General features: G+C 68.4%; 27 protein-coding genes. 18 read left to right on the top strand and 9 right to left on the bottom strand.

Annotated features, from left to right (window positions below):
* The first annotated feature begins 41 nt into the window (after nt 1-41).
* Nucleotides 42-365, top strand: a complete 324-nt coding sequence (locus tag Q0581_RS12730) for a metalloregulator ArsR/SmtB family transcription factor (protein WP_298700818.1) — start codon at nt 42-44, stop codon at nt 363-365.
* Here Q0581_RS12730 and glmM read toward each other — a convergent pair.
* A complete protein-coding gene (glmM, locus tag Q0581_RS12735; protein WP_298700820.1) occupies nt 362-1,711 on the bottom strand; it encodes a phosphoglucosamine mutase in 1,350 nt (449 codons plus the stop codon). The two genes, Q0581_RS12730 and glmM, sit on opposite strands and share 4 nt — an antisense overlap.
* 250 nt (nt 1,712-1,961) lie before the next feature.
* On the opposite strand from glmM, the gene glmS reads away from it, so the two are divergent.
* Nucleotides 1,962-3,776: a glutamine--fructose-6-phosphate transaminase (isomerizing) gene (gene glmS / locus Q0581_RS12740; protein WP_298700821.1), complete on the top strand. Its 1,815-nt coding sequence runs from the start codon at nt 1,962-1,964 to the stop codon at nt 3,774-3,776.
* A gap of 61 nt (nt 3,777-3,837) precedes the next feature.
* The gene (gene galU, locus Q0581_RS12745) at nt 3,838-4,716 is read left to right on the top strand and encodes a UTP--glucose-1-phosphate uridylyltransferase GalU (protein ID WP_298700822.1); all 879 of its coding nucleotides are present in this window, start codon (nt 3,838-3,840) and stop codon (nt 4,714-4,716) included.
* A 12-nt stretch (nt 4,717-4,728) separates the two neighbouring features.
* Here the strand turns inward: galU and Q0581_RS12750 are convergent, their stop codons facing one another.
* Both Q0581_RS12750 and Q0581_RS12755 read right to left on the bottom strand, forming a co-directional pair.
* The gene (locus Q0581_RS12750; RefSeq protein ID WP_298700824.1) at nt 4,729-4,953 is read right to left on the bottom strand and encodes a hypothetical protein; all 225 of its coding nucleotides are present in this window, start codon (nt 4,951-4,953) and stop codon (nt 4,729-4,731) included.
* A gap of 34 nt (nt 4,954-4,987) precedes the next feature.
* Nucleotides 4,988-5,728 (bottom strand): alpha/beta hydrolase, encoded by a 741-nt coding sequence (locus tag Q0581_RS12755; protein ID WP_298700825.1) that lies wholly within the window; start codon nt 5,726-5,728, stop codon nt 4,988-4,990.
* Nucleotides 5,729-5,806: 78 nt separating this feature from the next.
* Between Q0581_RS12755 and Q0581_RS12760 the strand changes: the two genes are divergently transcribed.
* From Q0581_RS12760 to Q0581_RS12815, 12 genes are all read left to right on the top strand, one after another.
* Nucleotides 5,807-6,772, top strand: a complete 966-nt coding sequence (locus Q0581_RS12760) for a glycosyltransferase family 9 protein (RefSeq protein WP_298700826.1) — start codon at nt 5,807-5,809, stop codon at nt 6,770-6,772.
* 113 nt (nt 6,773-6,885) lie between these two features.
* On the top strand, nt 6,886-7,407 hold the full coding sequence (infC, locus tag Q0581_RS12765) for a translation initiation factor IF-3 (protein ID WP_298700827.1): 522 nt from the start codon (nt 6,886-6,888) through the stop codon (nt 7,405-7,407).
* A gap of 96 nt (nt 7,408-7,503) precedes the next feature.
* Nucleotides 7,504-8,799 carry an MFS transporter gene (locus Q0581_RS12770; RefSeq protein ID WP_298700828.1) on the top strand — a complete coding sequence of 432 codons (1,296 nt, stop codon included), beginning with the start codon at nt 7,504-7,506 and terminating at the stop codon, nt 8,797-8,799.
* A 43-nt stretch (nt 8,800-8,842) separates the two neighbouring features.
* Nucleotides 8,843-10,783, top strand: a complete 1,941-nt coding sequence (locus Q0581_RS12775; protein WP_298700829.1) for a S9 family peptidase — start codon at nt 8,843-8,845, stop codon at nt 10,781-10,783.
* Nucleotides 10,784-10,941: 158 nt separating this feature from the next.
* A complete protein-coding gene (gene rpmI / locus Q0581_RS12780) occupies nt 10,942-11,139 on the top strand; it encodes a 50S ribosomal protein L35 (RefSeq protein WP_029416075.1) in 198 nt (65 codons plus the stop codon).
* Nucleotides 11,140-11,245: 106 nt separating this feature from the next.
* A complete protein-coding gene (gene rplT / locus Q0581_RS12785; RefSeq protein ID WP_298700838.1) occupies nt 11,246-11,599 on the top strand; it encodes a 50S ribosomal protein L20 in 354 nt (117 codons plus the stop codon).
* 161 nt (nt 11,600-11,760) lie between these two features.
* Nucleotides 11,761-12,699 (top strand): polysaccharide deacetylase family protein, encoded by a 939-nt coding sequence (locus tag Q0581_RS12790; RefSeq protein ID WP_298700839.1) that lies wholly within the window; start codon nt 11,761-11,763, stop codon nt 12,697-12,699.
* Nucleotides 12,700-12,750: 51 nt separating this feature from the next.
* The gene (gene pheS / locus Q0581_RS12795; RefSeq protein WP_298700840.1) at nt 12,751-13,827 is read left to right on the top strand and encodes a phenylalanine--tRNA ligase subunit alpha; all 1,077 of its coding nucleotides are present in this window, start codon (nt 12,751-12,753) and stop codon (nt 13,825-13,827) included.
* A 25-nt stretch (nt 13,828-13,852) separates the two neighbouring features.
* On the top strand, nt 13,853-14,254 hold the full coding sequence (locus Q0581_RS12800) for a hypothetical protein (RefSeq protein WP_298700841.1): 402 nt from the start codon (nt 13,853-13,855) through the stop codon (nt 14,252-14,254).
* Nucleotides 14,251-16,674: a phenylalanine--tRNA ligase subunit beta gene (gene pheT / locus Q0581_RS12805; protein WP_298700842.1), complete on the top strand. Its 2,424-nt coding sequence runs from the start codon at nt 14,251-14,253 to the stop codon at nt 16,672-16,674. The genes Q0581_RS12800 and pheT overlap by 4 nt, the downstream gene beginning before the upstream one ends.
* A 5-nt stretch (nt 16,675-16,679) precedes the next feature.
* The gene (locus tag Q0581_RS12810; RefSeq protein ID WP_298700843.1) at nt 16,680-17,222 is read left to right on the top strand and encodes a TIGR00645 family protein; all 543 of its coding nucleotides are present in this window, start codon (nt 16,680-16,682) and stop codon (nt 17,220-17,222) included.
* A gap of 256 nt (nt 17,223-17,478) precedes the next feature.
* A complete protein-coding gene (locus Q0581_RS12815) occupies nt 17,479-18,084 on the top strand; it encodes an EipA family protein (protein ID WP_298700844.1) in 606 nt (201 codons plus the stop codon).
* 55 nt (nt 18,085-18,139) lie between these two features.
* On the opposite strand, the gene Q0581_RS12820 is transcribed toward Q0581_RS12815, so the two are convergent.
* The 5 genes from Q0581_RS12820 to Q0581_RS12840 form a co-directional block, all read right to left on the bottom strand.
* Complete coding sequence (locus Q0581_RS12820) at nt 18,140-18,463, bottom strand: hypothetical protein (protein ID WP_298700845.1); 324 nt, start codon at nt 18,461-18,463, stop codon at nt 18,140-18,142.
* A gap of 68 nt (nt 18,464-18,531) precedes the next feature.
* A complete protein-coding gene (locus Q0581_RS12825) occupies nt 18,532-19,386 on the bottom strand; it encodes an NAD-dependent epimerase/dehydratase family protein (RefSeq protein WP_298700846.1) in 855 nt (284 codons plus the stop codon).
* An 8-nt stretch (nt 19,387-19,394) separates the two neighbouring features.
* Nucleotides 19,395-20,615 carry an NAD-dependent epimerase/dehydratase family protein gene (locus Q0581_RS12830; RefSeq protein ID WP_298700847.1) on the bottom strand — a complete coding sequence of 407 codons (1,221 nt, stop codon included), beginning with the start codon at nt 20,613-20,615 and terminating at the stop codon, nt 19,395-19,397.
* Nucleotides 20,616-20,696: 81 nt separating this feature from the next.
* Complete coding sequence (locus Q0581_RS12835; protein WP_298700909.1) at nt 20,697-21,593, bottom strand: alpha/beta hydrolase; 897 nt, start codon at nt 21,591-21,593, stop codon at nt 20,697-20,699.
* Complete coding sequence (locus Q0581_RS12840; protein WP_298700848.1) at nt 21,590-22,075, bottom strand: Fur family transcriptional regulator; 486 nt, start codon at nt 22,073-22,075, stop codon at nt 21,590-21,592. Before Q0581_RS12840 ends, Q0581_RS12835 begins: the two co-directional genes overlap by 4 nt.
* A 121-nt stretch (nt 22,076-22,196) precedes the next feature.
* Here Q0581_RS12840 and Q0581_RS12845 point away from each other — a divergent pair, with 121 nt between their 5' ends.
* Both Q0581_RS12845 and recQ read left to right on the top strand, forming a co-directional pair.
* Nucleotides 22,197-22,991 (top strand): SapC family protein, encoded by a 795-nt coding sequence (locus tag Q0581_RS12845; protein WP_298700849.1) that lies wholly within the window; start codon nt 22,197-22,199, stop codon nt 22,989-22,991.
* A 133-nt stretch (nt 22,992-23,124) separates the two neighbouring features.
* Complete coding sequence (gene recQ, locus Q0581_RS12850; RefSeq protein ID WP_298700850.1) at nt 23,125-24,990, top strand: DNA helicase RecQ; 1,866 nt, start codon at nt 23,125-23,127, stop codon at nt 24,988-24,990.
* Here the strand turns inward: recQ and Q0581_RS12855 are convergent.
* Nucleotides 24,987-25,874 carry an alpha/beta hydrolase gene (locus Q0581_RS12855; RefSeq protein WP_298700851.1) on the bottom strand — a complete coding sequence of 296 codons (888 nt, stop codon included), beginning with the start codon at nt 25,872-25,874 and terminating at the stop codon, nt 24,987-24,989. The two genes, recQ and Q0581_RS12855, sit on opposite strands and share 4 nt — an antisense overlap.
* Nucleotides 25,875-25,990: 116 nt before the next feature.
* Between Q0581_RS12855 and Q0581_RS12860 the strand changes: the two genes are divergently transcribed.
* The gene (locus tag Q0581_RS12860; protein WP_298700852.1) at nt 25,991-26,410 is read left to right on the top strand and encodes a surface-adhesin E family protein; all 420 of its coding nucleotides are present in this window, start codon (nt 25,991-25,993) and stop codon (nt 26,408-26,410) included.
* Nucleotides 26,411-26,417: the final 7 nt, after the last annotated feature.

Raw genomic sequence — 26,417 nt, forward strand, 5'->3', positions numbered from 1 at the left:
CCTTGCTTGCATCCGCGCCAGATAGGTTATAAAATCATAACATGTCAAATTCGGACGATCTGGACGCCGTTTTCCGGGCGCTGGCTAACCCGGTCAGGCGGCGGCTGCTGGACGCGATGAAGGACGGCCCGCGCACCACGGGCCAACTGTGCGAGGCCGAGCCGTCGCTGGATCGCTGCACGGTGATGCAGCATCTCAAGGCGCTGGAGGCGGCCGATCTGGTCATCGTGCGGCGCGAGGGGCGCGAGCGGTGGAACCACCTGAACGCCATGCCGATCAAGGCCGTGCACGACCGCTGGATCGCCCCCTATGCGCGCGGCGCCGTGGCCATGCTGGCGGACCTGAAGGACCGGGTGGAGGCCTAACCCGCCGCCTTCACCGCCGCCGCGATGTCCGAGACCACGCGGCGGACCAGGGCCTCGTCGTCGCCCTCTGCCATGACGCGGATCAGTTTCTCGGTGCCCGAGGGACGCACCAGCACCCGGCCGGCGCCGTTCAGGGCGGCCTCGCCATCTGCAATCGCGGCCTTGACCGTGGCGTCTTCCAGCGGCTTGCCGGCGGTATAGCGCACGTTCTCCAGCAACTGCGGCAGGGTGTCGAACTGGCGGGCCAGCTCGCTCATCTTGCGCCCGCTGTCGACCATGACGGCCAGTACCTGAAGGGCCGCCATCAGGCCGTCTCCGGTGGTGGCGTGGTCGTGCAGGATGATGTGCCCCGACTGTTCCCCGCCCAGGTTGAAGCCGCCTTCGCGCATCCGCTCCATCACATAGCGGTCGCCGACCTTGGTGCGCTCCAGCGTCAGCCCTTCGGCCAGCATGGCGCGTTCAAGCCCCAGGTTGGACATGACCGTGGCCACCACACCGCCGCCGGTCAGCAGCCCCTGGCGCGACCAGTCGCGCGCGATCAGGGCCATGATCTGGTCGCCATCGACCACCTGGCCCGTCTCGTCGCAGATGATCAGCCGGTCCGCGTCGCCGTCCAGGGCGATGCCGATGTCGGCGCGGTACTTTTTCACGGCCTCCGACAGGGCCGCCGGATGGGTCGAGCCGCAGTCCAGGTTGATGTTCATGCCGTTCGGCTCGACCCCGATGGGGAAGACCTCGGCGCCCAGTTCATACAGGGTCGTCGGCGCCACCCGGTATCCGGCCCCGTTGGCGCAGTCGATGGCGATGCGCAACCCCTTCAGGCTTAGGCCCTTGGGGAAGGCGTGTTTGGCGATCTCGACATAGCGGGCCTGGGCGTCGTCGATGCGCTTGACCCGGCCCAGACGGTCGGGCGCGGCCAGCCCCTCGCCCAGGCCCTCGTCCATCATGGCCTCGATCTTCAGCTCGATCTCGTCCGACAGCTTGTAGCCGTCCGGGCCGAACAGCTTGATGCCGTTGTCGGTGAAGCTGTTGTGCGAGGCCGAGATCATCACCCCCAGGTCGGCGCGCATCGACCGGGTCATCATCGCCACCCCCGGCGTCGGCAGGGGGCCGAAGGTCAGCACATCCATGCCGACCGAGGCGAAGCCCGCCACCAGGGCCGGCTCGATGGTGTAGCCCGACAGTCGGGTGTCCTTGCCGATCACCACCAGATGCCGCCGGTCGTCGGCCGACATGAACAGCTTGCCGGCGGCCAGGCCTACACGCAAAGCCACCTCGGCGGTCATCGGATGGGTGTTGGCGCGGCCGCGAATGCCGTCCGTTCCGAAATACCGCCTGTCGGCCATGCGTCGTCTCCCACGAAACCATCCGAAACCGCTTTTTAGGTGCCGGACTCGTAATGTCGTCCTAGAGCAGACTATCAACGCCGTCATCCTCGGGCTTGACCCGAGGATCGGATGCGCCAGCGCTCCGTCAGGAAGCGTTCGGGCGTGTGCGTGAACGTCTTCGTCTCCGCCTGCCTCGGCCTCTGATCCTCGGGTCAAGCCCGAGGATGACGGATCGGAACGTGGCGACAGATTTCGGAGCGAGACCACCATGTGCGGCATCATCGGCGTCAGCGGCCAGGGTCCGGTCGTCCCCCGTCTGATCGACAGCCTGAAGCGGCTGGAGTATCGTGGCTATGATTCCGCCGGGGTCGCCGCCCTGGTCGACGGTCGCATCGAACGGCGCCGCGCCAAGGGCAAGATCCGCGAGCTGGAGGCCGTGCTGGCCGACGATCCGATCAAGGCCACGGTCGGCATCGGCCATACCCGCTGGGCCACCCACGGCGCGCCGACCACGGCCAACGCCCACCCGCACAAGGCCGGGCGGGTCTGTCTGGTTCACAACGGCATCATCGAGAATTTCGCCGAGCTGAAGGCCGAGCTGGAAGCCGCCGGCCGGGTGTTCGAGAGCCAGACCGACACCGAGGTCGTGGCCCATATGATCGACGCGGCGCTGGAGACCGGCGTCGCGCCGCTGGACGCCTTCAAGTCGGTGCTGGACCGGCTGACCGGCGCCTATGCCCTGGCGGTGCTGATCGAGGGCGAGGACCAACTGATCCTGGGCGCCCGACGTGGCAGCCCCCTGGTCGTCGGCTGGGGCGAAGGCGAGATGTATCTGGGCTCCGACGCCCTGGCGGTCGGGCCGTTCACCCAGGAAATCAGCTACCTGGAAGAAGGCGATTACGTCGCCATCGACCGTTCGGGCGCGCGCATGTTCGACGCCTCGGGCGCCGCCGTCGAACGGCCGGTGGTCAAGGTCTCGGCGTCGTCCGCCCTGGTCGAAAAGGGCGAGTATCGGCACTTCATGGAAAAGGAGATCCATGAACAGCCCGACAGCGTCCAGCACACCCTGTCGGAATATCTGGACCTGGTGACCGGCAAGGCCAAGGCCCAGCCCGTCGACTTCGCCGCCATCGACCGCATCCAGATCATCGCCTGCGGCACAGCCTTCTACGCCGGCCAGATCGGCAAATACGCCTTCGAGAAGATCGCCGGCCTGCCCTGCGACGTCGAGATCGCGTCGGAGTTCCGCTATCGCCACCCGGCGCTGACGCCCGGCACGCTGGCGGTCGCCGTCAGCCAGTCGGGCGAGACGGCCGACACCCTGGCCGGCCTGACCTGGTGCAAGCGTCAGGGCTTGAAGACCGCCGCGGTGGTCAACGTCCATTCGTCTTCCATGGCGCGCGAAGCTGAGACCCTGTGGCCCACCCATGCGGGGCCCGAGATCGGGGTGGCTTCGACCAAGGCCTTCACCGCCCAGGTGGCGGCCCTGCTATCGCTGGCGGTGGCCGCCGGGGTGGCGCGCGGCCGTATCGATCCGGCGGCCGAGGCCGAACTGGTCAAGGCCCTGTTCGAGGCGCCGCGCCTGATCGCCGAAGCCCTGGCCATGGACGACGACATCCGAGCCGTGGCGGTGGACCTGTCCAAGGCGCGTGACGTGCTGTTCCTGGGCCGGGGCGCCATGTTCCCCCTGGCCATGGAAGGTGCGCTGAAGCTGAAGGAGATCAGCTATATCCACGCCGAGGGCTACGCCGCCGGCGAGCTGAAGCATGGCCCCATCGCCCTGGTGGACGAGGAAACCCCGATCATCGCCCTGGCCCCGCTGGACGAGGTGTTCGAGAAGACGGCGTCCAACCTGCAAGAGGTCGCCGCGCGCGGCGGTCCGGTGGTGATGATCGCGCCCAAGGCCGCGCCCGATCCGCATGGCGCCGGCATCGCCCGGGTCGATGCGCCCCAATGCCACCCGCTGGTTGCGCCGCTGATCTATGCGGTGCCGGTGCAGTTGCTGGCCTATTATACGGCGGTCCAGAAGGGCACGGACGTCGACCAGCCGCGCAACCTGGCCAAGTCGGTGACGGTGGAATAGGCGGCTTCCGGCGACGCGGGCGCCCCGCTATGGTCCGCGCCCGTTTCGAACCGGAGATCGCATGAGCGCCTCGACCCGCCGCCTTCGCAAGGCCGTCCTGCCCGTCGCGGGTCTGGGCACCCGCGTCCTGCCCGGCACCAAGACCACGCCGAAGGAGCTGCTGAACGTCGTCGACCGGCCGATCCTGTCCTACATCGTCGAAGAGGCGCGCGAGGCGGGCATCGAGCATATCGTCTTCGTCACCGGCCGCGCCAAACAGGCGATCGAGGACTATTTCGACCATCAGGTCGAGCTGGAGGCCCAGCTGGCCGCCAAGGGCAAGACCGACATCCTGGACGCCCTGAACGCCGACCTGGCCCGTCCCGGCGAAATGAGCTTCACCCGCCAGATGCAGCCCAAGGGCCTGGGCCACGCCGTCTGGTGCGCCAAGGACATCATCGGCGACGAACCCTTCGCCGTCATCCTGCCCGACGTCATCGTGGACGCGGCGCCCGGCGCCCTGAAGCAGCTGGCCCAGGTCTATGAACAGACGGGCGGAAACGTCATCGGCGTCGAGGCCGTGCCCGAAGACCAGACCCACAAATACGGCATCGTCGATCCGGCCAGCCGCGACGGCCGCCGCATCGCCATGAAGGGGATGGTCGAAAAGCCGGCCCAGGGCACGGCGCCGTCGAACCTGTCGATCTCGGGGCGGTACATCCTGCAGCCCGAGATCTTCGATATCCTGGCCACCCAGGAGAGCGGCGCCGGCGGCGAGATCCAGCTGACCGACGCCATGGCCCGGCTGATGCAGATCCAGGGCTTCACCGCCTATGAGTATGAGGGCGCGACCCACGACTGTGGCGACAAAATCGGCTTGCTGCGGGCCAATGTCGCCCTGGCGCTGAAACGCCCCGATCTGGGCGAGGCGGCGCGGGCGGCGGTGTCGGCCCTGCTGTAAGGGGCTATCAGGTCAGCCCGGCGTGCGTGTGGCGGTGGTCATGCGGCAGTGGTTGTCCACCTCGGGCCGGCCGGTGTTGGAGCCGTTGGAGGCCAGAATGCCGCCCCGCGCCTGACAGTCGGCGGCCAGACGATCCAGGGCGCTGAGATAGGTCGAATCCCGGCCGCTGCCGGCCGTGGCGCAGGCAGCCAGGGCAAGGGCGGCGGCGGACAGGCTGAGAATGGTCAGGGCGCGCATGGCGATCTCCTTCAGGAACGGCGATGATTTTAACCTAACGCCTGAGCCGCTCAACCGCTTCAACCAGACGTGAAAGCTGGGCCGGGTCTGACAGGCGATGATCCCCGCCTTCGATCCGTTCCAGTGTGACGTCCGCACCCTCCAGCCGCTCCAGCAGCGCCAGTTGATGCCGCCACGGCACGACGTCGTCGGCCGCGCCATGCAGGATATGCAGCGGGGTCTGGAGCCGCACCGGCCCGTCCAGCAGCAGCCAGTCGCGCGCCTCGTCGAACATGGCGCGGGTCAGGACGTATTCGCCCAGCCCCTCTTCGACCATCAGGGCCTCCCCGTCGCGCAGGATGGTCTGGCGCACATGATCCGGCAGGGTCGGCCACATCAGCCGCTGGGTGAAATCCTGGGCCGGATTGACCAGCACCAGCCCCGCCATCCGTTCGGGCCGCGCCAGGGCCAGCAACAGGGCGATCCAGCCGCCCATGGACGACCCGACCGGGATCACCGGCCCGTTCAGGGCGTCGATCAGGGCGATCGCATCCTGGCGCCAGCGGCCGATGGTGGCCTGACGCCAGTCGCCGGACGAGACGCCATGGGCGAAATGGTCGTAACGGACGTAATTCCAGCCGCCTTGGCGCGCCGCCGCGTCCAGGGCCAGGGCCTTGGTCCCCTCCATGTCCGAGCGGAAGCCGCCGATCCAGACGACGGTCGCTCCGTCGCCCGCAACACGTTTGAAGGCCAGGGTTTCGCCATCGGGGCGGATCAGGTGCTGGGTGTCGGTCATGCGCTCCTTCTGCATGCTTCCACCCTCTTCGTCATCCTCGGGCTTGACCCGCACGGCGCGGGATAGGACGGAAGACCCATGCCCACGCCCCAGGTTCTGTTCGTCACCTCCAACCGCATCGGCGACTGCGTCATCTCCTCGGGCGTGATCCGCGAGATCGGCCGCCAGATTCCGGGCGCCCAGATCACCGTGGCCTGCGGCCGCCCGCCCGCGCCCTTCTTCCGCTCGGCCCCCGGCGTGGTGCGCACCATCATCCTGGACAAGAAGAAGGCGGCCGGACACTGGCTGGACCTGTGGCGCCAGGTGCGCGGAACCCGCTGGGACATGGTCATCGACATCCGCGGCTCGGCCCTGGCCTGGCTGATCCCGGCGCGGCGGCGCGTGGTCTACAACCGCCGCTGGGAGACGGGGCTGCGCAAGGTTCAGATGGTCAGCCGCCTGATGGGCGCCGATCACGACCTGGACCCCGAACTGTTCATCGACGCCCGCGCCCGCGCCGAGGCCGCCGCCGTGATCGATCCGCAACTGGCGTCCGGCGCCGGTCCCGGCCCCGTCATCGCCCTGGCCCCCATCGCCCACCAGCCGGGCAAGAGCTGGCCGGCCGACCGCTGGGGCGAACTGGTGCGGCGGCTGAAGGCGGAACCGCGCTTCGACGGCTGGCGCTTCATGCTGGTGGGCGGGCCGGGCGACCATCCGCCGGCGGCCCCGGCCCTGGCCGAGGCGGGCGACCGGGCCATCGACGTCGTGGGCAAGGGCGACATCCTGGCCTCGGCCGCCGCCATCGACCGGGCCGATCTGTTCGTCGGCAACGATTCGGGCCTGATGCATGTGGCCGCCGCCGCCGGTCGGCCCACCCTGGGCCTGTTCGGGCCGACCGAATGGTGGCTGTACGGTCCGTGGGGGCCGAAGACCCGCACCGTGGCCTCGAACGAGACGCGCGGACAGTTCGCCCCGATCGAGGCCTTGAGCGTCGATCACGTCTTCGATGGTGTTCTGGCGCTACACGACGCCTACATAACGGCGCCGGACGCCCGCCAGCCTTGAATTTCAGCCGTTCCGGCGGCATATGAAGCGGCTGGGGAACGCGACCGCGGGTCGCGGGCTTTACCCTGCCAGACATGTAAACAGCCAAGGAAACGACGCCCATTCGCCGTCCGATGCAAACGCCGCCCGTCAAGGACGGGCCGCCCATGAACAACGACATCCGCGCCTCTCGCGTGCTTCTGATCGATCAGAACGGCGAGAAACAGGGGGTCATGCCGCTGTCGGCGGCCCTGGAGGCCGCGGAGGAAGTCGGACTGGATCTGGTGCAGATCGTCGCCAGCGCGGACACGCCCGTCTGCAAGATTCTGGACTACGGCAAATTCCGCTTCCAGGAACAGAAGAAGAAGGCCGAGCAGCGCAAGCGCCAGAAGGTGGTCGAGCTGAAGGAAATCAAGCTCCGCCCCAACATCGACACCCACGACTATGAGGTGAAGGCCAAGGCCATGCACCGCTTCTTCGAGGAGGGCGACAAGGTCAAGGTGACCCTGCGCTTCCGGGGCCGCGAAATGGCTCACCCCGAACTGGGCATGAAGCTGCTGAACAAGGTCCAGGCCGACTTCGACGAAGTGGCCAAGGTCGAATATGCGCCCCGCATGGAAGGGCGCCAGATGATCATGATCCTGGCTCCGCGATAAGCGTCGGCGATCAGCAAGAGACAGAACGGGCGGTCGGACATCCGGCCGCCCGTTTTCGCATCGCCAGCGGACGCTGCGACCGCTAATCAGTCTCGCATGAGCCAGAACGTCGCACCCCCCGCCGCCGGACGCCCCCAGACCCCGGCCCTGGTCGTGCTGTTCAGCGTGGTGTTCATCAATCTGGTCGGCTTCGGCCTGGTGGTGCCGCTGCTGCCGTTCTTCGCGGCGACGCTGGACGCCGCGCCGTGGCAGATCACCCTGATGTTCTCGGCCTATTCGCTGGGCCAGTTCTTCGCCGAACCCTTCTGGGGCCGGCTGTCGGACCGGATCGGCAGGAAGCCGGTTCTGCTGATCACCCTGGCCGCCAATGCGGCGGGTTATCTGGCCCTGGCCTTCGCCCCCGACATCTGGAGCGCAGTGGCCATCCGCCTGTTCACCGGCCTGGGCGCGGGAAACATCTCGACGGTCCAGGGCTATGTCGCCGACGTCACCCCGCCCGAGCGGCGGGCCGGACGCATGGGGCTGATCGGGGCCGCCTTCGGCCTGGGCTTCATCGTCGGGCCGGGCCTGGGCGGGCTTCTGACCCAGCCGCAGCTGGGCCATGTGGGCTATATGCTGCCCATCTTCACGGCGGCGGGCCTGGCGGCCCTGGCGGCGGTCGGGGTGGCGGTCTTCCTGAAGGAAAGCCGGGCCAAGGCCGATCCGGCCGCGCCCCGCCCCGCCTTCCTGTCGGGCCTGAGCGAAGCGCGGGCCAATCCGGTGGTGTCACGGGTGCTGCTGGTGACCCTGATCTATATGGCGGGATTTTCGGCCATGGAGAGCGTCTTCGGCCTGTGGGCCGAGGCCCGTTACGCCTGGGGCGCGCGCGAAGTGGGTCTCAGCTTCATGATCGTGGGCGTGGTCTCGGCGTTGAACCAGGGCATCTTCGCCGGCCGGCTGGCGCGCCGGTTCGGGGAAGCGCGAGTGCTGACGGTCGGCATGCTGATGTTCGGCGCCTCGCTGGTGCTGCAGGTGATCGCCCCGACCGAATGGTTCCCGGCGCTGCGGCTGGACCTGGGCCTGTTCACCCTGCCGCTGCCGCAAGGGTGGGTCATTCCGCTGGTGATGATTCTGGGGGCCGGGGGGATGTCCCTGGCCATGCCCAACATCTCTGCCCTGATCTCGCGCGCCACGCCGCCGGATCGCCAGGGGGCGATGCTGGGACTGAACATGGCGTCGGGGTCCATCGCCCGTATCTTCGGCCCCATGTTCGCCGGCGCCCTGTTTTCCGGGCTGGGCCACGACTGGCCCTTCCTGGTCGGCGCCGCCCTGACCGTGCCGGCGGCCATCATGGCGGTGAACGCCGGACGGGCGGCGAAGCGGAACAACAAGGCTCAGCTTGCAAGTCAGTAATGACCTGATATTTTTCTACAAAAGCAACAATAGGTTGTGAGCCATGCTTCGTTTCGCCGTCAACGCCATCGCTGCGATCGCCGTCGTGGTGGGCACGGGAGCCGCGGCTCAGACGTCGTCCACCCCCTCGACGCCCGCCTCCGTACAAGCCTATGCCGCGCTGCCGATCATGGAGAGTCTTTCTGTCTCGCCAGACGGATCGCGTCTGGCCTGGATCGACCGTTCAAACGGCGGTTTGCGGGTGCGGGCTCTGGACCGCGCCAGCAATGAGATGCTGATCGACGTCGATGTGTCGGACCGAACGGTACGCGATGTCTTCTGGGCCTCGGCCGATCACGTCGGCGTCGTGACGACCGTGCTGGATCAGACTCCGCTGGGATATGGGCAATGGGCGTTGATGGACACCATCAATGTACGCACCGGCCGCGCCGCCCGGGTGATGCATGAGGCCGACCGTCGCGCCTTCCCGCTGATCGGCAGCTATTCGCGTGGGACCTACCGTGGGGAGCCGGTGCTTTACGTTCGCGCCGTGGGCGAAGTGATCCGCGGGGGCTACGCTTACAATCTCTACCGGGTCAATCTGGACAATGGCCGGGGCCGCACCCACGAAGAAGGCGTCGAGAACGTCCAGGATTATTTGCTGCGCCCCGATGGAACCGTGGCCGCGCGCGTCACCTACAACACCGACGATGGGCGCTGGCGCCTGGCGGCGCGCACGGGAGCGGGCTGGCGCGAAGTCCATTCCGAACGGGCTCCCCTGGACCCGCCGGCTCTGCTGGGCTTTGGCCGGACCCCCGACACCGTCGCCTTCGCAGGTGAGGTGGATGGCAAGGCTGTCGTGTCCCATGTCGGCCTTCTGGCGGACCATGCGGTCGAGCCGATCGTCCTGCCGGACCAGCCCAACGCCGTGTTCCGTGATGTGAATCGCACCATCACGGGGCTGGGCTTCTATGGTTCGGGCCAGCAGTATGTCTTTTTCGATCCCAACACCCAGGCTGCATGGTCACGGGTAGCTGCGGCCTTCCCCGAGAAGCAGGTCGTCATCGGATCGACCAGCGACGATCAGACGGTCTTCACCCTGCACGTTTCTGGACCGGCCGAGCCTGGCTCCTGGTACCTGTACGATGCGGGACGGGGCGCCATGTCATTGATCCGCCGCACACGGCCTGACGTGACCCAGGTGGCCGAGGTGCGGCCCGTCAGTTACGCCGCGGCCGACGGAACGCAGATCGAGGCCCTGCTGACGCTGCCGCCGGGGCGCGATCCGCGCAACCTACCCGTCATCATCTTTCCGCATGGCGGGCCGCAGTCACAGGACACCATCGGTTTTGACTGGTGGGCTCAGGCCATGGCGGCGCGGGGCTATGTCGTGTTCCAGCCTAACTTCCGCGGTTCGGACGGCTATGGCCGCGCCTTCGTCGAAGCGGGCTTCGGCGAATGGGGCCGCAAGATGCAGTCCGACCTGTCCGATGGTCTGCGCTGGCTGACCCAGCAGGGGATCGCCGATCCCGCTCGGGCCTGCATCGTCGGCGCCAGTTACGGCGGGTACGCCGCCCTGGCCGGCATGACACTGGACGCAGGCGTCTATCGCTGCGGCGTGTCGGTCGCGGGAGTGTCGGACCTTCGGGCCATGTTGCGCGAGGAGCAGCGCCAGGGCGCATTGGGCCGTCGTAATCCGGCCATTCGTTACTGGAACCGCTTCATGGGCGGAACGGGACCGGGCGACCGCAGTCTGGACGCCCGCTCGCCAGCCATGCTGGCGGACAGGGTCCAGGGGCCTCTGCTGCTGATCCATGGCCGCAACGACACCGTTGTGACCTATGAACAGAGCGAGATCATGGAACGTGCGATGCGGGCGGCGGGCAAGCCGGTGGAAATGGTGCCGCTGGACGGTGAAGATCACTTCCTCACCTACGCCGCCACCCGACGCCAGATGCTGGACGCCACCATCGCCTTCCTGGAACGCAACAATCCCCCGCAATAGGGGAGCGCTGCTTGCCTTTGGCGCGGGTCTCCTTTAGAAGCCGCGCCTTCGCGTACTGACCGCCGGGCGAACAGGCATGCCTGGGCGGTCTTTCAACGGCGACCTTCTGTGGGCTCAAGTAGCCGATAGGCGGTAGCTCAAGCAAAAAGAGAGAGAAAATGCCGAAGCTGAAGACGAAGTCGGGCGCCAAGAAGCGCTTCAAACTGACGGCCACTGGCAAGGTGAAGGCCGGCGTTGCGGGCAAGCGTCACCGCTTGATCAGCCACAACTCCAAATACATCCGCCAGAACCGCGGCACCTCGGTCATGGCCGACGCCGACGCCAAGAAGATCAAATCCTACATGCCCTACGCCTGATCGGCGCACGGCAGGAACGAACTTCACAACACACCCAGTTTGAATCGGGCCTCAAGCAGCGAGCGACCGCGTCGCGAGCGTTAGGCCCTTCCGAAGGAAACACATCATGGCTCGCGTCACTCGGGGCGTTACGTCCCACGCCAAGCACAAGAAGGTTCTGAAGCAGGCCAAGGGCTTCTACGGCCGCCGCAAGAACACCATCCGCACGGCCAAGGCCGCCGTGGACCGCGCCGGGCAATACGCCTATCGCGACCGCCGCAACAAGAAGCGCTCGTTCCGCGCCCTGTGGATCCAGCGCATCAACGCCGCCGCCCGCGCCGAAGGCTTCACCTATTCGCAGTTCATCCACGGCCTGTCGAAGGCCGGCATCGAACTGGACCGCAAGGTCATGGCCGCCATCGCCGCCGACGAAACCGGCTTCAAGGCCATCGCCGACAAGGTCCGCGCCGCCCTGGCCTGACCCTTGGGCCGCGATCAGAAGGCTCCGCCTTCTCGACCCGACGCGACCTCGCGCTCAAGTAGCGAGCGACCGCGTCGCGAGCATTAGCGCATAAGAAGACAAACGCCCGTCCCGGTCACCGGGGCGGGCGTTTTCGTTTTGGGTCGTGATAGGCTCCCGCCATGATCCGTCTCGTCCCGCTGCTCATCGGCCTGCTGTTGACCGCCACGCCCGTCGCCGCCCAGCAGCGCATGGTCGCCGTCACCTTCGACGATCTGCCCTACCAGGCCTCGGCCGAGGCGCTGTGCGATCCCGAGACGGCGTTGCGTCTGACGACCGAGTTCCTGGCCATGCTGGCGCCGCTGGACACGCGCGGCACGGCCTTCGTCAACGAGGGCAAGGGTTGCGACGCGACTCGCGCCGAACTGATGCCGACGATCCTGAACGCCTGGCTCGACGCCGGGCTGGACCTGGGCAACCACACCGCCAGCCACATCAACATCCATCGCAATACGGTCGAGGCCTATCTGGCCGACGTCGACGCCGGCGCTCCCTATACCCGCGCGGCGCTTCAGGCGCGGGGCGGTCGCCTGCACTGGTTCCGCCACCCCTATCTGTGGACCGGCGAGACCGTCGAAAAGAAGTCCGCCATCGCCGAGGGCCTGGCCGCGCGCGGCTATGACGTCGCGCCCGTCACCATCGACAACAACGACTGGATGTTCGGCGGCGCCTATCGCAAGGCCGAGGCGGCCGGCGACGAAGCGCTGAAAACCCGCATCGGACAGGCCTATGTCGCCCACATGACGACGGTGCTGGATCATTTCGAACCCTATTCGACCGAACTGACCGGCGGGCGCGAACCGGCCCAGATCCTGCTGCTGCACGCCAACAGCCTGAACCGCGACTGGTACCCGCAGATCCACGCCCTCTATCTGGCGCGCGGCTATCGCTTCGTGACGCTGGAAGACGCCCTGGCCGATCCGATCTACGACCATCCCGACGCCTATGTGCGAGCCAACGGCATTTCCTGGCTGCATCGCTGGGCCCAGACCGAGGGCCGACCCATCCGCTGGGAGCCGGACCCGCCCCAGTGGGTCGCCGACCTGAACAACGCACCCTGATCGTCTCGCGGGCTTTGCTCCGCCTCGCCCGTCCGCTAGACGAAGCGCGACATGACCGACCTCGCCCAACTCGAACTCGACCTGATCAACGCCGTCGGCGGCGCCGAGACCGTGGCCGCCCTGGAGGATGTGCGTGTGGCCGCCCTGGGCAAGTCCGGGGCCATCTCGGGCCTGCTGAAGGGCCTGGGCGCCATGAGCCCCGACGAACGGCGCGAGCAGGGCCCGGCGATCAACGGCCTGCGCGACCGCGTCACCAGCGCCATCGCGGCCAAGAAGACCGAGCTTGAGGCCGCCGAACTGGACGCCCGCCTTCAGGCCGAACGTGTGGATCTGACCCTGCCGGCCCGGCCGCGCCGCAAGGGCGGGGTGCATCCGACCATGCAGGTGATGGACGAGATGATCGCCATCTTCGCCGGCATGGGTTTCGCGGTGGCCGAAGGCCCGGACATCGAGGACGACTTCCACAATTTCACCGCTCTGAATTTCCCGCCCAAGCACCCGGCGCGGGAAATGCACGACACCTTCTTCCTGAAGCCCGACCCTGAAACCGGCGAACGCAAGGTCCTGCGCACCCACACCAGCCCGGTGCAGGTGCGCACCATGCTGAGTCAGCAGCCGCCGATCCGCATCATCGCGCCGGGCCGCACCTTCCGTAAGGATTCGGACGCCACCCACACGCCGATGTTCCACCAGATCGAAGGTCTGGTGATCGACCGCGACATCCACATGGGGCACCTGAAGACCACGCTTCAGACCTTCATCGCCCGCTTCTTCGAGCTGGACGACGTCCAGGCGCGGTTCCGCCCGCACCATTTCCCCTTCACCGAGCCGTCGGCCGAGATGGACATCCGCTGCGACCGTTCGGGCGGCAAGCTGGTGCTGAACACCGGCGACGACTGGCTGGAGATTCTGGGCTGCGGCATGGTGCATCCGAATGTGCTGCGGGCCTGCGGCGTCGATCCGGACCAGTGGCAGGGCTTCGCCTTCGGCATGGGCGTCGACCGCCTGGCCATGCTGAAATACGGCGTGCCGGACCTGCGGCCCATGTTCGAGGCCGACACCCGCTGGCTGGCCCACTACGGCTTTTCGGCCCACGCCGTTCCCAATCCCGCGTCCGGCCTGAGCTGACGCCCCCTATCCGACGAGACCGATGATGACCGACGCCAAACCCGCCGCCACCGCCGACCAGCTGGTCAGCCTGACCACCTTCGAGAAGGCCGCCATCTGGCTGCCGCGCATGGCGCTGGAGCATCTGCGCCAGGGCCTGACCTTCATCGAGGGCAAGACCTTCACCGACTGCACCCTGGAAGGACCGGCCGTGGTGCTGATGGGTGACGGCGTGGCCATGGACGGCTGTCACATGGGCGTGGCCTCGGACCCGTCGATGCTGCTGCTGCGTCCGGTCGGCACGACCGTGAACGGCGTCATCGGCTTCAAGAACTGCAAATTCATCCGCTGCCGCTTCGCCCAGGTCGGCTTCGTCGGCGACGACCGCTTCATCGCGGAATTCCAGCAGAATGCGGCCAACGGTCGTCCGGCGAAGGGCGACCAGTGAAATTCACCCTCGGCTGGCTGAAGGACCACCTCGACACGACCGCCGATGCGGCGGCCGTGGCCGACGCCATGACCATGGCGGGGCTGGAGGTCGAACACGTCCATGACCCCATCGCGGCCCTGGCGCCCTTCACCGTGGCGAAGATCGTCTCGGCCGAACGGCACCCCAACGCCGACCGGCTGCAGGTCTGCCAGGTCGAGACGGTGGACGGGATTAAGGAGATCGTCTGCGGCGCCCCCAATGCGCGCGCAGGCCTGACCACCATCTACGCCCCCATCGGCGCTTATGTGCCCGGCCTGGGGGTGACCCTGGTCGAAAAGCCGGTGCGCGGCGTGGTGTCCAACGGCATGCTGTGCTCGGGCGCCGAGCTGGAGCTGGCCGACGACAGCGACGGCATTCTGGAGCTTTCCGACGATCTGGCGGTCGGAACCCCCGCCGCCGGCGTCTTCGGCGCCGAGCCGGTGATCGATTTCGAGGTGACGCCGAACCGCCCCGACTGGCTGGGCGTCGCCGGCATCGCCCGCGACCTGGCCGCCGCCGGTGTCGGAACCCTGACCACCCCCGCCATCGACGCCGTACCGGGCGCCTTCCCCTGCCCCGTCTCTGTGCGCATCGAGGCGCCGGAGCTGTGCCCCGTCTTCGCCGGGCGACTGATCCGGGGCGTCAAAAACGGTCCGTCGCCCGACTGGCTGAAGCACCGGCTGACGGCCATCGGCCTGCGCTCGATCAACCGGCTGGTCGATGTGACCAATCTGATCGCCTATGACCGCGCCCGGCCGCTGCACGTCTATGACCGCGCCAAACTGGTCGGCGACCAGATCGTGGTGCGCGCCGGCCAGGCCGCCAAGGACACGGGCGAACCCGAACATCTGATCGCCCTGGACGGTAAGACCTACACCGTGTCGGCCGCCGACTGCGTCATCGCCGATGCGTCGGGCGAACGGCCCATCGGCCTGGGCGGCGTCATGGGCGGCGAATCCACCGGCTGTTCGGACGAGACGACGGACGTCTTCCTGGAAGCCGCCTGGTTCGACCCCCTCGTGATCGCCCAGATGGGCCGCAGCCTTGGGATCAGTTCGGACGCCCAGTATCGGTTCGCGCGCGGCGTGGATCCGGCCTCGCTGGTTCCCGGCATCGAACTGGCCACCCGCCTGATCCTGGATCTGTGCGGCGGCGAGGCGTCGGACATCGTCGTGACGGGCCAGGCCCCGGCAGACCCGGCCGGCTTCGCCTTCGACCCGGCCCATGTGAAGCGGCTGTCGGGCCTGGATCTGGCCGACGACCGTATCGCGAAAATCCTGACCGACCTGGGCTTTGTCGTCATGCGCGGTTCGCCCTGGACCGTCACCCCGCCGTCGTGGCGGCGCGATGTCGAAGGCCCGGCCGATCTGGTCGAGGAGGTGGCGCGGATCGAGGGCTTCGACGCCCTGCCGGACGCCCCCCTGCCCGGCGCCGGCGCCTCGTCGCGCGGCGTGCTGAACCCGCGCCAGAGCCGCGTGCGGATCGCCCGGCGCGCCCTGGCGGCCCTGGGCTATGCCGAGGCCGTGACCTGGTCCTTCACCCGGCGCGAGACGGCGGCCCTGTTCGGCGGCGGCGACGAAACCCTGGTGCTGGAAAACCCCATCGCCAGCGATCTGGACTGTATGCGGCCCTCGGTCCTGCCGAACCTGATCCAGGCCGCCGCCCGCAACGCCGCGCGCGGCCACGCCGATGCGGCCCTGTTCGAGATCGGCCCCATCTATCTGACCGACCAGCCGGACGGCCAGCGCACGGTCATCGCCGGCCTGATCGCGCCCCATGCCGCCCGCCACTGGGCCGGGCCGGCCGAAGACGCCCTGTTCGCGCTGAAGGCCGATCTGACGACGGTGCTGGACGAGATCGGCGCCCCGACCGGGTCGCTGCAACTGGTCCAGGGCCAGAACCGCGACTGGTGGCATCCGGGCCGCTCCGCCCGCCTGCAACTGGGGCCCAAGGTCGTCATGGCCGAGTTCGGCGCCCTGCATCCGCGTGTGCTGAAGGCGCTGGACGCCGACGGGCCGATGCTGGGCTTCGAGATCGTGCTGGACGCCGTGCCCGAGCCGCGCGGCCCAAAAAACAAGAGTGGGGCAACCAAGGCGCGCGGCGCCGCCGACCTGCCCAATCTGATGCCGCTGAGCCGAGACTTCGCCTTCCTGGTCGACGACGGCCAGGCGGTGGGCGATCTGGTGCGCGCGGCGACGGGCGCGGACAAGGCCCTGATCCGCTCGGTCGGGGTGTTCGACGTCTATCGTGGTCAGGGCGTGCCCGACGGCATGAAGTCGGTGGCGCTGGAGGTCATCATCCAGCCGCGCGAGGCGACCCTGGCCGAGGCCGAGATCGAAGCCTTGAGCGCCCGCATCGTCGCCGCCGTCGAAAAACTGGGCGCCCGGCTGAGGAGCTGACCACCATGGGCCTGAAACCCCGTATCGAGACCGCGTTCGAGCGCGGCCTGTTCCGCAGCCGCTGGCTGATGGCGCCCTTCTATGCGGGCCTGGCCCTGGCGCTGGCCATGCTGCTGGTCGTCTTCCTGCGCGAGCTTTTCTACTATCTGCCCCAGGCTTTCACGGCCGGGCGGGGCATGGCGCCGAACGACGCCATCCTGGCGGTGCTGACGCTGGTGGACCTGTCGCTGACGGGCAATCTGCTGCTGATCGTGCTGTTTTCCGGCTATGAGAATTTCGTCTCCAAGCTGGATCTTGAGGGCGAGACCGACCGGCCGCCGTGGATGGGCACGGTCGACTTCTCGGGCCTGAAGATGAAGCTGATCGCCTCGATCGTGGCCATCTCGGGCATCCAGCTGCTGAAGACCTTCATGAACATCGGCAAGGACGGCTATCCGCTGAACGAGACCGAGGCGATGTGGGGCGTCATCATCCACCTGGCCTTCGTCGCCTCGGGCGTGCTGCTGGCGCTGATGGACTGGCTATCGGCGCGCACGGAGAAGCATTGAAGGCGTGGCGAGTGGTCAGTGGTCAGTGGTCAGTGGTCAGTGACGAAATTTCGCGTCGTCCGCTTCCAGCAGCCCGCGCCAGACCAACCAGGTCGCCAATCGGCCCCACTGACCACTGACCACTGACCACTGACCACTGACCACTGACCACTGACCACTGACCACGGCAATCTCCCGTTAACCTTGCCGCCGCAAGGCTGACGCAAACGCAGCGGAGGTTCGCAATCGAACCGATTCGCCGCCGGGAGCCGACGCCATGCATCGCCGCCAACTGATCGCCACGGGCCTCGCCGCCGCCGGACTGCCGGCCCTGGCGGCATGCGGGGGACGCGCCGCCGACCCCAATTATCCGATCCGTTCGGACCGCACCGCCCCGACCTATTCGGCCGACGAACTGGTCGCGGCCGGATCGCGCGAACTGGGCATCGCCGCCGAGGCCATGGGCGGCGCCATCGAGCGCATCTTCGCCGACCAGGGCGACCGCCCGACCGCCTATATCGCGGGCGAAGAGGCCGCCGGCGCGGCGGGCGTGGGCCTGCGCTACGGCCGCGGCGCCCTGCATATGAAGGATCTCAGCGCCAGCCAGGAAGTATTCTGGCAGGGCATTTCGATCGGCTGGGACGTGGGCGGCAACGCCAGCCGGGTCTTCACCCTGGTGTATGGCCTGTACCACCCCGACATGATCTACCGCCGCTATCCTGGGGTGGAGGGGTCGGCCTATCTGGTCGGCGGCCTGGGCGTGAACTATCAGCGCGCGGACGGCATCATCCTGGCGCCGGTGCGCACCGGGGTCGGCCTGCGCCTGGGCGCCAATGTCGGCACCATGGCCTACAGCCGCCAACGGAACGTGCTGCCGCTCTAGGACCGGCCGATTTCGGACGGTGCGGCCGAGTCTGCTGACGACCCAAACCCGACGTTCAGGAAGCGATCTTCGCCCGCCTGTCAAAGGGGCTGAATCGCTTAAGATTCAAACCGCATTTGCTGCACCTTGAGACAGGCCACAGGTCGTTTAAGAACCAGAAAGATCGTTGATAGACATTTCGACCGCAGCGGGGACAGGCTGTCAGCGCCCAGCCAAGTACCGCAAATCCCAATAAAGTCGGAACAAGCGTCCATTCAAACGTGTGCTGCCACGGAAGAACGTTCGCTGTCGCGGCGGCGATCGCCAGCGCGCCAAACAGGATGAGGAAGCGTCCCGGCAGCATGAACCAGCCCCAAAAATAGACGCTCGGCCAACGCATGACATCGTCTCCTTCCAGGAACGACTGTCCCACAATGGATGTCTGCTAACCACCCCGGCAGACGGATCTCAGGTCTGCTGCGCGATCAGGGCCTCGATCCCCTCGCGGTACGACGGATATTTCGGCCGCCAGCCCAGTTCGGCCTTGGCGCGGGCGTTCGAGACGCGCTTGGAGTCCAGATAGAAGCGCCGCATCCCCTCCGACACCGACGGGTCGGTCCAGTCGACTTCGGGCGGCAGGGGCAGGCCCAGGCGCCGCGCGCTCCAGGCCGTGACCACATGGGCCGGGGCCGGCTCGTCGTCGACCAGATTATAGGCGCGGCCGGGGTTGGGCCGGTCCATCGAGGCGAACAGGCCGGACACCACATCGTCGGCGTGGATGCGGTTGAACACCTGACCCGGCTTTCGCACCATCCGCGCTTCGCCGTTCCTGAGGCGATCCAGGCCCGAGCGGCCGGGGCCGTACAGGGCCGGCAGTCGGAACAGATGCACCGCCAGGCCCAGCGTCCGGCCGGTCTCCAGCCAGTCCTGCTCGGCTCGCACCCGGCGCGCGCCCTGAAGCGTGGCGGCGTTCAGGGCGTCGTCCTCGAACGCCCAGCCGCCCGCCCGGTCGCCATAGACGGCGGTGGACGAGACATAGCCGATCCAGCCGGGGCGCCGTCTTTCTGCCGTCAGCAGGGGCGCCAGGGCGGCATGGCCGGGGCAACCCTCGGCCGTCGGAGGCGCGGTGATGACCACGGCGTCGGCCGTGGCCAGGGCGGCGTCCTGCGCCGCCGCATCGGCCGGATCGATGGCCGTCAGTCCCTGCGCCTTCAAGGCTTGGCGCGTGTCGGCGTCGCGCGACGTGGCCGCGACCACACCCCCGCGCCTTACGGCCTCGGCCCCGATGGCGCGGCCCAGCCAGCCGCCGCCGAAGATCAGCATAGAAGCGTTCACGCCGTGCGGGCGGCGGCGGGGGCGGGCGCCGCCGGTTCGGCCAGGGCCTCGGCCCGGCGGCCGTTCCAGGCCGAGACGCACGGGATCTTGGTCCGGTCGGCCCGGTCCGCATAGCGGCGGGCGATCTCGGTCACGTCCTGCATCAGCCCCTCGGCCAGGGTGATGGGTTTCAGCCCCAGCTGCTTGAACTGGTCATTGGCCACGACCAGTTCGTTCTCGTCCGCCTCCTGGCGCGGATTGGCGACATATTCGACCTGGGCGCCGGTCATGTCGGCGACCATCAGGGCCAAGTCGCGGACGCGGCGGCTCTCGGTCATCTGGTTCAGGATCTTGACCCGGTCGCCCGACTTGGGCGGGTTCTTCAGCGCCAGTTCCACACAGCGCACCGTGTCCTGAATATGGATGAAGGCCCGCGTCTGGCCGCCCGAGCCGTGCACCGTCAGAGGGTATCCAACCGCCGCCTGGATCAGGAAGCGGTTCAGCACCGTGCCGTAATCGCCGTCATAGTCGAAGCGGTTGACCAGCCGGTCGTCCTTGCGCGTCTCTTCGGTCTCGGCGCCCCAGACGATGCCCTGATGCAGGTCGGTGATCCTGAGGCCGTCGTTCTTGGCGTAGAACTGGAACAGCAGGGCGTCCTGGGTTTTGGTCATGTGATAGATGCTGCCCGGGTTCGGCGGGAACAGGATCTCCTGTTCGGCCGGGCCGAAGTCGGTGTCCACCGTGACCTTCAGATACCCCTCGGGGATGCGCAGCCCGGCGGTGGTGTAGCCATAGACGCCCATGGTCCCCAGATGCGCCAGATGCACGTCGCGCCCGCTCTCGACGATGGCGGCCAACAGGTGGTTGGTGGCGTTCAGATTGTTGTCGACGGTGTAGAGCTTGTGCCGCGCCGACTTCATCGAATAGGGGGCCGCCCGCTGTTCGGCGAAATGGACCACGCTGTCCGGCGCCCAGTCGCGGATCAGGGCGACCAGGCGATCAAACTCCTTGCCGACCGTCATATTGACGAAGTCGATGGTCTTGCCGCTGACCTCTTTCCACGCGGCGATCCGCTCGCCCATGGTGCGGATGGGGGTCAGGGACTGGACCTCCAGTTCGTTGTCGATATTCCGGCGGCTCAGGTTGTCGACGATGGTCACGTCCCAGCCGCGCGCCGACAGGTGCAGCGCCGTGGGCCAGCCGCAGAAGCCGTCCCCGCCCAGAACCAGTACGCGCATCTTTCCTACCCCGTCTGTGGTCTTGTCGGCCCCTTGCCTAGCCCAAGCGGCGCCGGGGGCAAAGCGGCGCCATGACGCGGGTCAGGCGGGGCCGGTCGCCTCCAGCATGGAGGCCAGGGCGTCTCGCACCAACTCCGGATGGAGCATGGGCAGGAAATGGGTTCCGCCCGGAACCGTCTGGACCCGCACCTGGGGGCGGCGGGAGGACGGGGTGACGCGGCAGGTCGATCCGGTCTCGGCCTTCAGGATGTGGATCGGGGCGGTGATCCGCGCCATGGCCCGCCAGGGATCGTGCCCCTGGGCCGCATAGTTGGACGCCTCCCAGTCGGCGTCGCAGGTCAGGACCAGGCCGCCCTCGGGCGCCGGGACCAGGCCGTCGGTCAGATAGTCGGCCAGGACGTCGTCCGGCCAGCCTTTGAAGGCGCCGCGGCCGCGATAGGCGGACATGGCCTGGTCGCGGCTGTCGAACCGCGCCCGGCGGCGGCGGGCGGCGGCGACCAGGGGAATGCGTTCGGGCAGGCCGCGCAGCAGCGGCGCGTTGAAGGCCAGGACGGCCGGCCGGCTCCAGATCACCGGGTCGGCCAGGACCAGGCCGCGCACCCGATCCGGCCGGTCGGCGGCGGCCAGCAGGCCCGAGGTCCCGCCCATGGAATGGCCGGCCAGGACCGCCGGCGGGCCGTCGATCCGGTCCAGCAGGGCCGCCAGGTCGCCGGCGTGGTCGGACCAGCCGCGCCGGCCCGTGATCGGCGTCGGCAGGCGGGTCGCCCCATGACCGCGCAGGTCGGGGGCCCAGACCCGGAACCGGTCGCCCAGGGGCGCCAGAAGCGCGCGACAGGTCAGGGCGTTGAACCCGTTGGCGTGGGCGAAGACCAGGTCGACCGGCCGGCCGGGGTCACCCCATTCCAGCACGGCCATGGCGCCGCCGCGCGCGGGCAGGTCGACGGTCAGGCGGCGCGGGTCGGTCAAGGCTGGGCTCAGGCCGGAACGCGGCAGTCGGGACACCGCCCGTGCGCCTCGATCGTGGTGCGGTCGATGACATAGCCGGCGCCTTCCGCCGCATGGCGCAGGCCGTCGCTCAAGGGGGCGGCGATCTCCTGCGCTGCGCCGCAGCAGTCGCAGATCAGAAAGGCCGCCGCATGGTCGTCGGCGCCGTGGCTGCACGCCACATAGGCGCTGATGGAGGCGATCCGGTGCGCCAGGCCGCGCCGTTCCAGAAACTCCAGCGCGCGATAGACGGTGGGCGGCTTGGCCGCCTGGCCGTCCTGGCCGAACTGGGCGATCAGATCATAGGCTTTCATCGGCTCGCCCGCCCGCAACAGCAGGTCCAGCACCCGCCGGCGCGGCGCGGTCATGCGTTCGCCATCGGCCGCACAGGCCGTTTCGGCCGCATCCAGGGCCTGAAGCGTGTCGGCTTCGTTCAGACCCGAGGCGGCGTGATCGTGATCGCAGGAGGCGCCCATGAGCCACAGCTAGTGCCCCATTCCCCGCGCTGCAACCGCCCGCGCGCATCGGCGGGTTTGCGGCGAAGGCGGCCATGGGATAGAAGGCCCGACTTTCCCGTTTTCCGAGCCCCGTCTCTTCATGACCGACACGACCCAAGCGCCCGGCCAGATGTCCGGCAACGTCCTCTTCTACAACCAGCCCGAGCCGCTGAACCTGGAGCAGCACGGCAAGCTGGGCGTCACGGCCGTCGACAAGCCCTATGGCTTTGTCGGCACGTCGAACCTGGTGCCGCTGACGGTGACCGAGTTCGCGCCGGCGGCCCTGTCGTATCCGGTGATCTTCATCGGCGAGACCCAGAAGCAGCCCGTCGCGGTCATGGGCCTGCGCGCCGGCGAAAACTTCTACATCGAGGACAACGGCCAGTTCCGCGCCGACGCCTACATCCCCGCCTATGTCCGTCGCTATCCGTTCGTCTTCGCCAATGACGACGTGCAGAAGCGCCTGATCCTGTGCATCGACCGCACCGCGTCCTTCCTGACCGAAGGCGGCGACACCCCGCTGTTCGTCGATGGCCAGCCCAGCGACTACACGAAGCAGGCGATGGAGTTCTGCAACAATTTCGAACAGGAGCGTCAGCGCACCGACAGCTTCGTCAAGCTGCTGACCGATCTGGACCTGTTCGAGGTGCGCGAAGCCAACTTCACCCCGCGCAACGCCGATGGCACGGCGGGCGAGCCTCAGAAGCTGGCCGAGTATTTCGCCATTTCGGAAGACAAGCTGAAGGCCATGCCGGCCGAGAAGCTGGCCGAACTGCGCGACAACGGCGCCCTGGGCCAGATCTACGCCCATCTGGTGTCGCTGCTGGGCTGGGATCGTCTGATCGCCCTGGCCTTCACCCGCGCCGCCCAGACGCCTGCGGCCGCCAACGCCTGATCCAGGCGAAGGCCCAAAGAACAAGCGCCCCGTCGGTCCCCGGCGGGGCGTTTTTCGTATCCATCCTTTTCCCGCGGGCGGGGGAGGGATCGCTGGCGTGACACCCCGGAACAAATCAGGCACTTAGCCCCCCATGCCCGCCGACTCGTCCACCCTGCCCGCCGCCGACGATCTGGGCGCGGCGCGCGATCTGCTTCGCCGCGTGTGGGGCCACGGCGACTTTCGCGGACTGCAGGCCCAGGTGGTGGCCCAGGCCCTGGCCGGGCGCGATGTCCTGGCCGTACTGCCGACCGGCGGGGGCAAGAGCGTCTGCTATCAGATTCCCGCCATCCTGCGATCCGGCCTGGGTCTGGTGGTGTCGCCGCTGATCGCGCTGATGACCGATCAGGTCGAGGCGCTGAAACAGCAGGGGGTGCGCGCCGCACGGCTGGATTCCGGCCTGTCGATGGACGACCGCGCCGCCGTCTGGCGCGCCGCAAGGGCTGGCGAACTGGACCTGCTGTATGTCTCGCCCGAGGGCCTGGCCCAGCCGCATACCCAGGACCGGCTGCGCGACCTGCCTCTGTCGCTGATCGCCATCGACGAGGCCCACTGCGTGTCTCAGTGGGGTCATGATTTCCGCCCCGACTATCGCACCCTGGGGCGTCTGGCCGAACTGTTCCCAGGCGTACCGCGCATGGCGGTGACGGCCACGGCGGATCAGAGGACGCGCGACGACATCCTGGCCTCGCTGCGCCTGACCGAGGCGCGGGTCTTCGTCGACAGCTTCGCCCGCCCGAACCTGCAACTGTCGGCGGTCCCGAAGGAAAGCGCATCGCGCGCCCGCGCAGACGCCGCCGTGGTCGATCTGGTGCGCGAACGCCGGGGCAAGGCGGGGGTGGTCTATTGCGGCAGCCGCGACGGCTGCGAGCGGGTGGCCCAGGCGTTGAGGGACGCCGGGGTCAACGCCATCGCCTATCACGCCGGCCTGGACGGGACCGAGCGCGACCGGCGGCTGGAGCGGTTCCTGGCCGAGGATGCGGCGGTCATGGTGGCCACCATCGCCTTCGGCATGGGGGTGGACAAGCCGGACGTCCGCTTCGTTATCCACGCCGATCCGCCCGGATCGCTGGAAGCCTATTGGCAGGAGATCGGCCGCGCCGGGCGTGACGGCGACCCGGCCGAGGGCATCACCCTGTACGGCCCGTCCGACATCGCCTGGAGCCTGCGCCGGCTGGAGGGCCGGGCCATGGACGAGGCGGTCAAGGCCGCCCAGGTGCGCAAGGTGCGCCAGCTGTTCGCCATGCTGGACGGCGCGACCTGTCGGCCCCAGGCGGTCAGGCGCTATTTCGGCGAGACCGACGCCGAACCGTGCGGCGTCTGCGATATCTGCGGCGAGCCGCCGGCCTTGGACGACGCCACCGTGCCCGCCCAGAAGGCCCTGGCGGCGGTGCAACGGCTGGGTGAACGCTATGGCCGGGGCCGGGTGATCGACCACCTGACCGGCCGCACCAAGGACGTCCAGCCGTGGGAGACGGCCCTGTCGACCTGGGCCATCGGCGCCGATCTGGACCTGGCCGCCTGGCGCGCGGTGATCGATCATCTGATGTTCGAGGGGCTGCTGCTGGAAGACCCCAATGAAGGCAAGCCCATCCTGCGGCTGGGCGAGGCCGATGACGTCCGCGCCGTCTATCGCGGCCAGCGCGCCATTCAGGTGCGGCGGCCCCGCGCCCGCCCGGACCGCGCCGACCGGCCGCGCCGCAACGCCGGGCGGAACCTGGCGGCCGAGGCGCTGGACGCCGACACCCGCGCCCGGTTCGAGGCGCTGCGGGCCTGGCGCCGTGAACGGGCGGCCGAACAGCATGTGCCGCCCTATGTCATCTTCCAGGACCGCACCCTGGTCGAGATCGCCGCCGCCCCGCCGCGCGACCTGTCGGCCCTGGCCCGCATCCCCGGCGTCGGCGCCGGCAAACTGGAGCGCTATGGCAAGGCGGTGCTGGATGTGCTGGCCGCGCTTTAGCCTTGGGGCGTCAGAAACCGCTCCAGCGCCGCCTGGAAGCGGACGGGCTGATCGACCATGACCATGTGTTCGGCGCCTTCGATCCGCTCGAACCGGGCCGGCGCGCGCAGGTTGCGGTAACCGGCGCGGAACAGGGCGTCGACCTGGGCGCGGGGGTTCATTTCATTGGCGCTCCAGCCATAGACGACGGTCACCGGCGCGGTGATGTCGGCCAGACGACGGCGCAGGTCGGCGGTCATCACCTCATACAGCCCCTGGGCCAGAACCCGGCGGTCGCCGCCCTGCCAGCCTAGGGCGCCGAAGACGACGTCAGAGGCCCCGCCCAGTTCCGCCCCCAGGCTGCGCGCCTGGTCGGCCAGAACCTCGTCGCCCAGAAGCAGCAGGGTCGAATAGGCGATGCGCGCCAAGGGCTCGATGTCCTGGGACCGGACGTCGGAACGGACCAGCGACGGAAAGAAGGGCGAAGCGTCCACCACCATGACCCGGCCGATGCCGCCACGGCCATCCGCCGCCACGCGCAGCGCGATCTGCCCCCCCAGCGAATGTCCGATCAGGGCGGGCCGCTCCAGCCGGTTCTGGGTGATGTAGCGGCGGATTTCGGCTGCCGCCGGGGCGCTGATCGCGCCCTGGGCGTTGGCGCCGGCCGGGATGGCGCCGAAACCGCGCACCGTGACCAGATGCACGCGATAGCGGTCGTCCAGCCGATCCGCCGTGCGCCGCCACAGATCGGAGGTCGAGGCCAGACCCGGAATCAGGATGACGTCGGGCCCCTGGCCCCGGCTTTCCACCAGGATACGGTCGGACCGAAAGGACGTGGCGGCGCCCGCAGGCGCCCCAAGGGCTAGGACGGCGACCGACAGGATCAGGATCAGAGCGCGCAGCATCCGTTCATACTGTCGCAGGATCGGGGCCAAGTGGCGGCGAATGGTTGAAATCCACGCTGTGATCGTGTGACAAACTCGAAATCTTCATGGCCGCTCGGGGTAGTTTGATGAAAACCATGATCCGCATCGCCATCGCGGCCGCCGCGATCGCCACCGCTGGAACCGCCGCCGCCGAGGACTGGAACCCGATCTCGCGCAGCAGCCAGTACATCTATCTGGCCGACGGGGATTCGGTCGTCCAGACCGGAAACGACACCACCATCAAGGTCGCCCGCGCGCCCGTCGCCGGGTCCAGCCGCGCCTATCGGGTCCAGACCTATGCCTTCAACTGCGCCGACCAGCGGTTCCGCCTGGTCCGCACCGCCGAATACGACAATGGCGCCGAGATGGACGCCTATGACGAAGACGGCGCCGAGTACGAGGCCGTGCCGCGCAACAGCCTGATCGAATCGATCAAGGAAGTCGCCTGCGACGGCAACCGCGCCGATCCGCCGACCTGGCCGTCGATGGCGGCCTATCTGGCCAGCCTGCGCTAACCCCGCA

Source organism: uncultured Brevundimonas sp., assembly GCF_937863155.1.
GTDB lineage: Bacteria > Pseudomonadota > Alphaproteobacteria > Caulobacterales > Caulobacteraceae > Brevundimonas.